Origin of the sequence: Streptomyces sp. NPDC048415 (assembly GCF_040651675.1) — a bacterium.
GTDB lineage: Bacteria > Actinomycetota > Actinomycetes > Streptomycetales > Streptomycetaceae > Streptomyces.
Genome location: NZ_JBEZKJ010000227.1, coordinates 1 through 1396, shown reverse-complemented (window position 1 = coordinate 1396; position 1396 = coordinate 1). Strand labels below are relative to the sequence as shown.

The window sequence follows — 1396 nt, the reverse complement described above, 5'->3', positions numbered from 1 at the left end:
GGGCGCCGGATCGAGATCGGCAAGCTGCCGGGTGGGAAAGCGGCGGTGACCGAGCGGGCCGAGCAGACCGGCCGGGACGGCCAGAAGATCCTCACCGCCGCGTGGGCCGCCTCCGCCCCGCTCACCTGCGGCTATTGCCGCAGGTGGAGATCCTCCGCCAGGCGTGGGTCCATCACTACTTCTGGGACGCCCGTGGGCGCCTGCGCTGGCGGGACGGGCACGCCCTGCCCCCGGCTCACCTGCGCTTCGACTGCCCCTACGACACCGATACGCACTACTGCGTCAAACGGGACACCGCTTGGAGCGGCTACCGCGTCGACGCCGGCCGGGTACAACTCGCGTACGCCAGGCGCCACTTCGCCGGTGTCGAGCAGGGGGTGGTCGACGCCGTGCTCCTTCAGCAAAGCGAGGCGGTCGGCCCGCCGGGTGGTGGACAGCACCGTGGCGCCGCGCCATGTGGCCAGCGCGGCGGCTGCCAAGCCCACCGAAGAGGTACCGCCGCGGATCAGCACGGACTGACCGGGCTTCAGGTCCAGGCCGATGGTGAGCGAGCCGTAGGCTGTCTGCACCATCTCCGGCAGGGCGCCCAGCACCTCCCAAGGCAGGTCCGTGTCGACGGGGATGACCTGGGACAGCGGCACCGACGTGTACTCGGCGTAGCCGCCGTCGTAGGTGCGCCCCATGTCCCCCATCATCGCGACGACCTTCTGCCCGGGAGCCAGCCCGCTGCCGGCCGGGGCCGCGTCGACGGTACCGGCGGCCTCGATACCCGGCACCCGGGGAAAGCTGACGCCCACGCTCACCCCCAGCCGAAGCTTCAGCTCCGAGCGGTTGAGGCCGAATGCCTCGACGCGGATGCGCACCCAGCCGTCCCTCTCGGGCGGGAGCGGAAGCGTGGTCAGCCGCAGGTTGTCCACGGGGCCGGGGACGGAGAGCCGGACGGAGCGCATGGTGGACGGCGAGGACGTCATGAGCCTGCCTTCTTCCCGGGGGTGGGAGAGTCGGTCGGCGGTGGTCAACATGCAGCCGCTGCGGCTTCATTCCCGACTCACCCTGGGATTCCGCCTGTTGAGATTCACCCCCGGGCATGTGCCCCGGGGACCTGGGCAGGAACAACCCCACCACACGATTCCCCAGCTACATCTGCCGTCACATGAGAGTGTGAGGTTGTCTCATGACAGATCGACTCGAGGAGGCCCAGCGCGGTGACCGGGGGGACGGGGAAGGCTCCTCTGCAGCTGAGACGGATGCACCGCGTTCTCATCGGCGTGGTTGTCGCCGGTGCGCTCATCATCGCGGGGATCGGCTTCGCCGGTTCGTATGCCGCCGTCCGTGAGCTCGCCCTCAAGAAGGGTTTCGGGAACTTCGCGTATGTCTTCCCGATCGGTATCGACGC

Annotated in this window: 2 protein-coding genes; one reads left to right on the top strand and one right to left on the bottom strand. The window is 69.6% G+C overall.

Features of this window, described 5'->3' with window-relative positions; all coding sequences use genetic code 11:
* Nucleotides 1-131: 131 nt before the first annotated feature.
* Nucleotides 132-971, bottom strand: coding sequence for an alcohol dehydrogenase catalytic domain-containing protein (locus AB0D27_RS45490; protein WP_362521546.1), 840 nt, complete (start codon nucleotides 969-971; stop codon nucleotides 132-134).
* A 276-nt stretch (nucleotides 972-1247) separates the two neighbouring features.
* Here AB0D27_RS45490 and AB0D27_RS45485 point away from each other — a divergent pair.
* Nucleotides 1248-1396: DUF2637 domain-containing protein (locus AB0D27_RS45485; protein ID WP_362521549.1), on the top strand; the 149-nt coding region annotated here is incomplete at its 3' end.

Excerpts from the sequence above, each read along its gene's own strand:
- AB0D27_RS45490 (WP_362521546.1), bottom strand. The coding sequence starts at position 971 with ATGACGTCCTCGCCGTCCACCATGCGCTCCGTCCGGCTCTCCGTCCCC.